Raw genomic sequence first — 7,328 nt, 5'->3', positions numbered from 1 at the left:
CCAAACATCTACTCACCGCACTCTACAAGAGAGCACTGTGAAGTAGCTTCTGCACTTTTTATAGAAAAAGTCGTTCGTGGTATCGTTAAAAAATATAACTCATAAAAAAGTAAAATTTGCTAGAAATTTCTAGCAAATTTTATCTATATCACCTTATCTTTGCTCTTACAAAGATCACTTAATATACACTCAAAACAAAGTGGTTTTTTAGCCTTGCAGGTGTAGCGTCCAAAAAGAACCATCGCTTGATGAAGCTTGCCAAGATCGGTTTTAAAGGCAAGACTTAGATCATCTTCGGTCGCTTCTGGCGTCTTTGCGCTACTTAAGCCAAGTCTATGTGATACTCTAAAAACATGCGTATCAACAGCCATTACGTTTGCATTTGTTGCCTCTAAAAGCACGACATGAGCGGTCTTTTGCCCAACTCCAGCAAGGGCTTTTAGCTTCTCTTCATCAAGCGGAATTTCTCCGTTATAAAGCTCGACTACGCTGTTTGCCATCTTGATCAAATTTACCGCTTTGTTGTTAAAAAAGCTGCATGAGTTTATCATGAGTTTTAGACTGGCTAAATTTGCACTAGCTAGCTCAAAAACATCTTTATATGCCTCAAATAGGGCAGGTGTGATCAAATTTACCCTTTTGTCTGTGCACTGAGCTGAGAGCATGACGCAGACAAGAAGTTCATATAAATTTCTAAACTGAAGCTCGCTTTTGGCATCTTTAAACTCTTCTAAAAGCCTTTTTTTTATCTCTAAAATATCTTTTTTTGTTCTCATTTGGCTATTTTACCTAAAATTGCAAGTTAAACGAAAAGTTACCGCATTATTTGATATAATTTTGCCCATAAAATCAATTTTTTAAAGGATTTATATGAAAAAATTTTTGTTTCCAGCAGTTTTAAGTTTAGCTGCAGCTGTCACTCTAAACGCAGCAGTAGTTGCAACAGTTGATGGCGATGCTATAAATGATAGCGATATCTCAGCACTTTTATCAGCGGCTATGCCAGGTTTTGACGCTAGCAAGCTTCAACCAAATGAGAAAAAACGTATAATCGACGATCTAATCAACAGAAAACTTCTTTTAAAAGACGCAAAAGCGACAGGCATTGAAAAAGATGTTGATTACATCAAGGCTGTAAAAGCTGCACAAGAAGGTATCGCAGTTGAACTTTATATGAGAAAATTATTTGACGGCATAAAAGTAAGCGATAGCGATTTAAGAGATTTTTACAACAAAAACAAAGCTAGCATGAACCAACCAGCTCAAGCAAGAGCAAGACATATCTTAGTTGAAGATGAAAAAACAGCAAACGATATCATCGCTCAACTTAAAAATTTAAAAGGCGAGGCGCTAACTAAGAAATTTGCAGAGCTAGCAAGCCAAAAATCAATCGACAAAGGCTCAGCAGCACACGGTGGCGAGCTTGGCTGGTTTGGTCAAAGCCAAATGGTAAAACCTTTTGCAGACGCAGCATTTTCAATGGCTAATGGCACAGTTTCAACTAAGCCAGTTAAAACTCAGTTTGGCTACCACGTTATCTTAAAAGAAGATGGCAAAGCTGCTGGCACTGTAAGCTTTGAACAAGCAAAACCAGAGATCGAGCAAGCTGTAAAAATGGAGAAATTCCAAGCTGCTGTTAGACAAAAAAGTGAAGCTCTACGCCAAAAAGCAAAGATAGAATACAAATAAAATTTGGAGGATAAAATGGGCGTTTTAGATATCGTAAAACCTGGTGTTTTAAGCGGAGATGATGTAACAAAACTTTATGCTTATGCCAAAGAGCAAGGTTTTGCAATACCTGCTGTAAATGTCGTAGGCAGCGACTCAGTAAATGCTGTTTTAGAGGCAGCGAAGGTTGCTAACTCGCCTGTTATCGTTCAGTTTAGTAATGGCGGTGCAGGTTTTTACGCTGGTAAAGCCTGCGAAAACGCAGCCGTTCTTGGTGCGATCGCTGGAGCAAAGCATGTTCATTTGCTAGCTCGTGCTTACGGCGTGCCAGTCATTTTACACACTGACCATGCTGCTAGAAAGCTTTTGTCTTGGATAGACGAGCTAGTAAAAGCAAGTCATGAGTATAAAAAAACTCACGGCGTGCCACTTTTTAGCTCTCACATGCTTGATCTTAGCGAAGAGAACTTGGAAGAGAATTTAAGCACATGCGAGAAGTATCTAAAAGAGCTTAGCGAGCTTGGCATCAGCCTAGAGATCGAGCTTGGCGTCACTGGTGGTGAAGAAGATGGCGTAGATAACACAAGCGTAGATAACGCACTTCTTTACACTCAGCCAGAGGACGTCGCGCTTGCTTATGAAAGACTAAGTAAGATAAGCGATAAATTTAGCATTGCAGCTAGTTTTGGTAACGTTCACGGCGTTTATAAACCGGGTAATGTCGTGCTAAGACCAGAAATTCTTAAAAACTCACAAGCCTATGTCGCTAAGAAATTTAACACAAAAAGCGACAAGCCAGTAAATTTTGTATTTCACGGCGGAAGTGGCAGCGAGCTAAAAGATATCAAAAATGCTGTAAGTTACGGCGTTATCAAGATGAACATCGACACCGATACTCAGTGGGCTTTCTGGGACGGCGTGCGCGAGTATGAGGCCAAAAATAGAGCATACTTGCAAGGGCAGATCGGCAACCCAGAGGGCGATGATAAGCCAAATAAAAAATACTACGACCCAAGGAAATGGCTAAGAAGTGGCGAGGAGAGCATGGTTAAGCGTCTTCAGACTGCTTTTAGCGACTTAAACTGCCTAAATAGGAACTAATCCTATGCAAAATCAAAATGATTTTAGTGAGCTAAGCGTGCCAAAAGAGCGCCAAGCTCACTCTTTCGTTGTCTTTTTTAAAGTTATCTTTATCCCTTTAGCTATCTACATCTTGGCGATACTAGCCTATCTTGGCGTTATAAATTTTCAGATGAAGCTTCACACCATCGTGATGATGGGCGTTATACTCTTTGTGGCGTTTATATTTTCACGCCATAGCGCCTTAGTAGCTTACTCAAATTTTTTAGCAAATGCCAAAGACTATAAGATAAGACTAAAAGAATTTATCATCGCTCATCTCTTTGAAATTTCAAGCGTCAAAAAGGCAAACGCTAAATTTGAAGATTTTTTTGAGAGCTATACAAGAAATTTTAGAAATGACAACCTAGCAAACATCGGCCAAGCAGTCTTTCCTATGCTTGGAATTTTGGGCACATTTATCAGTATCGCTATCTCTATGCCAAGCTTTAGCTCAAGCACTGCAAACGGACTTGAAAAAGAGATTGCTATACTGCTAAATGGCGTGGCTACGGCATTTTATGTATCGATATATGGCATATTTTTAGCGCTTTGGTGGATGTTTTTTGAAAAGATCGGCATTAGTAAATTTGAGAGATTTTACAGCGAGCAAAAAGAGTTAAGCCGTGAGTTTTTTTGGCAGGAAAATGAGCTAAATGTAAATTTCATGAAGGCAAGTGTAGGCTACTTTAAAGATAGTCATGACGCTTTTAAAATGGTACTTGACGATAAATTTTTAAGAAATTTAAACGATCAGGTAAATGAGAAATTTAACAGCCTAAAAGAGCTTTGCGAGGTTGAAAAAAATATCATCAGTCAAAGCAAGGCTGAGCTTAGTGCAAGTTTAAAAATGCTAAATGAATCTGGGCTAAAACAAGATGAATTTGTAAAAATCCACTCCGATATATTAAAGGCAGTTGGCGCGTTTTCTAATGCCTTTAAAGATATGGAGGTTAAAATTTTAACCGAGCATGCAAAGCTTGGCGAAATTTTTAGTAGAAATTTAAACGCTACAAAAGAGAGCCAGCTTAAATTCGAGCAGACTATCAAGAGTTTTGACGCCATTTTAAAAGAATTTTCTCTCTCTTTGATGAAAGAGCAAAACGAGGCACTAAAGGCATTTAGAACCTCGCTAGTGGAGAGTGCGACGATATTTAAGGCGGCTTATGAGCAAGAGGGCAGGAGCTTGGAGCGTGAAAAAGAGCGCGAGAGCCTCATTGCTGAGCTTAAGAAGAACATAAACGAGATCGATAAAGAAGCAAATTCTGTAATAGAAAAGATTGAAAATCTAGTGCAATGAAAATAGACAAAAATAACGAAGATCAATCGAGCTTTTGGGTTTCGTATGCGGACTTGATGGCGGGTCTGCTCTTTGTTTTTATGCTGCTAATAGGCGCTGTCGTCGTAAAATACGTCCTAACTCAAAACACCCTTGAAAATAAAGAGCAAGCCATCATCACAGCACTAGCAAATTTAAAAGACGCTCAGGGTAAGAATTTCACCCTTGAAGAGCTAAATGACGCCCTAAAAAGCGAGCTTTCAAAGATAAGCGACGAAAACATAAATTTAAAAAAATCAAATGAAATTTTTGTCATCCAAATAGACGCCCTAAAAGAAAAGCTAGCCCAGCTCATAAACGAAAACAAAGACGCAAATGCGAGCATAAAAGAGCTAAATGCCAGCATTTTTGATCTAAACCAAAAAATGATCGTGCTAAATGATGAAATTTCATCAAAAGATAGAGCGCTTAGCGACGCAAATGCAAGCAGCGAGAAAAATTTAGCCAAGATCGCCTTTTTGCTCGAGCAAGTGAGCAAAAAAGAGGCTAGATATGACGAGCTCTTAAGGGATCTAAACGTCACTCGTGACAGGGTCAAAAATCTAACTGGCATAAGGGTAAAAGTGATCTCCGCCCTAAAAGATAGGCTAGGATCTAGCATCGAGATCGACCCAAACTCAGGCGCGCTAAAGCTTAGCTCATCAGTGCTTTTTGACAAGGGCAGTGCGGTTTTAAAAGAAGAGGTCAAAGAGGAGTTAAAGGCCACGCTTAGTAAGTATTTTGACGTGCTTTTAAATGATAAAGAGATCGCCTCAAATATCGATCAGATCGTCATAGAGGGCTTTACAGATAGCGATGGAAGCTACATTTATAACCTAGAGCTTTCGCAAAAAAGAGCCTACGCGGTGATGGAGTTTATAAACTCATTTAGCGACGATGCGCGCCTTAGAAAGCTGCTTGTCGCAAGTGGGCGAAGCTACAACGAGCTAGTTTTTAAAGACGGAGCCGAGGATAAGGACGCTTCAAGGCGCATAGAGATCAAATTTTCACTCTCAAACAAAGAGGCTATCAACGAGATAGAGAAATTTTTGGAGTTTAAGGGTGATTGATAAAATTCGCTTAAGAGGGCGAGAATTTTGGCTTTTAAGAGATGATTTGCTTGGTGAGTTTAACGGCAACAAAGCAAGAAAGCTAGAGTATTTTTTAAAGGCCGATCTTGGCGACATCAAAGCCATCGTATCTCACGGCTCAAGCCAGTCAAACGCGATGTATAGTCTAAGTCTTTTTGCCAAGCTAAAAGGGCTTAAATTTTATTACGTTGTCTCTCATCTAAGCTCAAATTTAGAGCAAGATCCAGTTGGAAATTTCAAATTTGCACTTGAAAATGGCATGGAAATTTTTGTAAAAGAGGAGCGTGAGAAATTTGCTAAAGAGCTAGCAAAGAGTCAAAATGCGCTCTTTATAAACGAGGGCGTGGCGCAGAGTGAGGCTGAGCTTGGCTTTATCACGCAGGCACGTGAGATAAATGAGTGGAGCAAAAAAAGTGGCATAAGGCCTGACATTTTCTTGCCCTCAGGCACTGGCACAAGTGCATGCTACCTAGCAAAGCATACCGATCTTAGGGTATTTACAGCCCCTTGCGTAGGAGATAGCGACTATCTAAAAAAGCAAATTTACGAGCTAGATAAAGATAGCAAAGTGCAAATTTTAAATCCCCCAAAGAAGTATCATTTTGGAAATTTATACAAAGAGCTTTATGAAATTTGGCTTGAAGTGTGCAAAAGTGGCGTAGAATTTGAGCTTATCTACGACCCGGTGGGCTTTATGACGCTTTTTGCAAATTTAGATAAGCTTGGGAGCGAAATTTTATATATCCACCAGGGCGGAATTTTGGGTAACATTACACAAAAACAAAGATATGAGAGAAAACTAAAAATAAAGGATCATAAATGAAGTTTTTACACAGCAGCGACGCTGACTTTGAGAGTAAATTTTCGCAGCTTGTTAGGCGAAGTGACAATGACATGAGTGCCGTGATGCCAGTGGTTACAGGCATCATAGACGAGATAAGAAAAGATGGCGATAGCGCACTTTTTACGCAGATAAGTAAATTTGATAAATTTAATGTCACAAGCAAAAACGACATAATAATCGACGTAAAAGAGATGGAAGCGGCCTACAATTCGCTAGATAACGCCCTAAGAGTGGCTCTAAATTTAGCTCACGACAGGATAAAAAGCTATCATGAGCGCACAAAACCAAGCGACTGGACCTATAAGGATGAGCACGACATCTTACTTGGCGCAAAATACACCCCAGTTGATCGCGCTGGTCTTTATATCCCAGGCGGCAAGGCGGCATATCCTAGCTCGCTTCTCATGAATGCTATCCCAGCAGTCGTTGCAGGCGTAAAAGAGATCGTAGTTTGCACCCCAGCGCCAGGCGGCAAGGTAAATCCTCTACTTCTTGCTGCGATGCATCTATGTGGCATCAAAACAGCCTTTAAAATAGGCGGTGCAAGTGCGATCGCAGCGATGGCTTACGGCACAGCGACCGTGCCAAAGGTCGATGTCATCACAGGACCTGGCAACATTTACGTAGCGACTGCTAAAAAACTAGTTTATGGTGACGTAAATATCGATATGATCGCAGGTCCAAGCGAGATAGGCGTGATCGCTGATGATAGTGCTGACCCTCGCCACATAGCGATCGATCTACTCTCACAAGCCGAGCATGACGAGATCGCGAGTGCCTTTTTGATAACGCCAGTGGAGGCCTTTGCAAGGGCAGTGCAAAGACACATAGAGGACGAGCTAAAAACACTAAAACGAGAACCAATCGCAAGTGCTAGCATGAGAAATAAAGCTGCTATCATCGTCGCAAAAGACCTAGAGGAGTGCTTTAAACTGATGAATGAGCTTGCTGTGGAGCACCTAGAGATCGCTACAAACGACGCTTTGAGCTATATGGACGAGGTAAAACACGCTGGAGCGATATTTTTTGGACACTTCACGCCTGAAGCGATGGGCGACTACATCGCTGGACCAAACCACACCTTGCCAACTGGAGGAAGTGCGAGATTTTACTCGCCGCTTGGAGTTGAAAATTTCATGAAGCGAAGCTCTATCATCTCAGTTAGCAGAAAAGGCATCATGCACCTTGGCAAACCATGCATGCAGCTAGCCGAAGCCGAAGGATTAACGGCTCATAAAAGATCAATCGCCGTGAGGTTAGAGGATTAAAAAATGAAATTTGATTTTAG

Annotated in this window: 7 protein-coding genes; 6 read left to right on the top strand and 1 reads right to left on the bottom strand. The window is 40.8% G+C overall.

The features are described 5' to 3' along the window. Positions 1-143: 143 nt before the first annotated feature. Entirely contained in the window at positions 144-776 is a 633-nt protein-coding gene (gene nth, locus CVT14_RS05780) for an endonuclease III (protein WP_021089509.1), read from the bottom strand. Positions 777-870: 94 nt separating this feature from the next. On the opposite strand from nth, the gene CVT14_RS05775 reads away from it, so the two are divergent. Genes CVT14_RS05775 through hisD form a run of 6 tightly spaced genes read left to right on the top strand, consistent with a single transcriptional unit; the run spans position 871 to position 7,308 of the window. Then, on the top strand, positions 871-1,689 hold the full coding sequence (locus CVT14_RS05775) for a peptidylprolyl isomerase (RefSeq protein WP_009294116.1): 819 nt from the start codon (positions 871-873) through the stop codon (positions 1,687-1,689). Between the two features lie 15 nt (positions 1,690-1,704). Beyond that, entirely contained in the window at positions 1,705-2,769 is a 1,065-nt protein-coding gene (gene fbaA, locus CVT14_RS05770; protein ID WP_021089549.1) for a class II fructose-bisphosphate aldolase, read from the top strand. Between the two features lie 4 nt (positions 2,770-2,773). Continuing rightward, a complete protein-coding gene (locus tag CVT14_RS05765) occupies positions 2,774-4,087 on the top strand; it encodes a MotA/TolQ/ExbB proton channel family protein (protein WP_107849915.1) in 1,314 nt (437 codons plus the stop codon). Next, on the top strand, positions 4,084-5,175 hold the full coding sequence (locus tag CVT14_RS05760) for an OmpA family protein (protein ID WP_035170084.1): 1,092 nt from the start codon (positions 4,084-4,086) through the stop codon (positions 5,173-5,175). The genes CVT14_RS05765 and CVT14_RS05760 overlap by 4 nt, the downstream gene beginning before the upstream one ends. Then, positions 5,168-6,019 (top strand): pyridoxal-phosphate dependent enzyme, encoded by an 852-nt coding sequence (locus tag CVT14_RS05755; protein ID WP_021089592.1) that lies wholly within the window; start codon positions 5,168-5,170, stop codon positions 6,017-6,019. Before CVT14_RS05760 ends, CVT14_RS05755 begins: the two co-directional genes overlap by 8 nt. Further along, positions 6,016-7,308, top strand: coding sequence for a histidinol dehydrogenase (gene hisD, locus CVT14_RS05750; protein WP_021089536.1), 1,293 nt, complete (start codon positions 6,016-6,018; stop codon positions 7,306-7,308). The genes CVT14_RS05755 and hisD overlap by 4 nt, the downstream gene beginning before the upstream one ends. Positions 7,309-7,328: the final 20 nt, after the last annotated feature.

This window comes from Campylobacter concisus, assembly GCF_003048445.1.
Lineage (GTDB): Bacteria > Campylobacterota > Campylobacteria > Campylobacterales > Campylobacteraceae > Campylobacter_A > Campylobacter_A concisus_BF.
This window is presented reverse-complemented; position numbering and strand designations above follow the sequence as displayed.

Bases quoted from the DNA above. Each gene is read 5' to 3' on its own strand.
- nth (WP_021089509.1), bottom strand. From the start codon at position 776: ATGAGAACAAAAAAAGATATTTTAGAGATAAAAAAAAGGCTTTTAGAA.
- CVT14_RS05775 (WP_009294116.1), top strand. From the start codon at position 871: ATGAAAAAATTTTTGTTTCCAGCAGTTTTAAGTTTAGCTGCAGCTGTC.
- fbaA (WP_021089549.1), top strand. From the start codon at position 1,705: ATGGGCGTTTTAGATATCGTAAAACCTGGTGTTTTAAGCGGAGATGAT.
- CVT14_RS05765 (WP_107849915.1), top strand. From the start codon at position 2,774: ATGCAAAATCAAAATGATTTTAGTGAGCTAAGCGTGCCAAAAGAGCGC.
- CVT14_RS05760 (WP_035170084.1), top strand. From the start codon at position 4,084: ATGAAAATAGACAAAAATAACGAAGATCAATCGAGCTTTTGGGTTTCG.
- hisD (WP_021089536.1), top strand. From the start codon at position 6,016: ATGAAGTTTTTACACAGCAGCGACGCTGACTTTGAGAGTAAATTTTCG.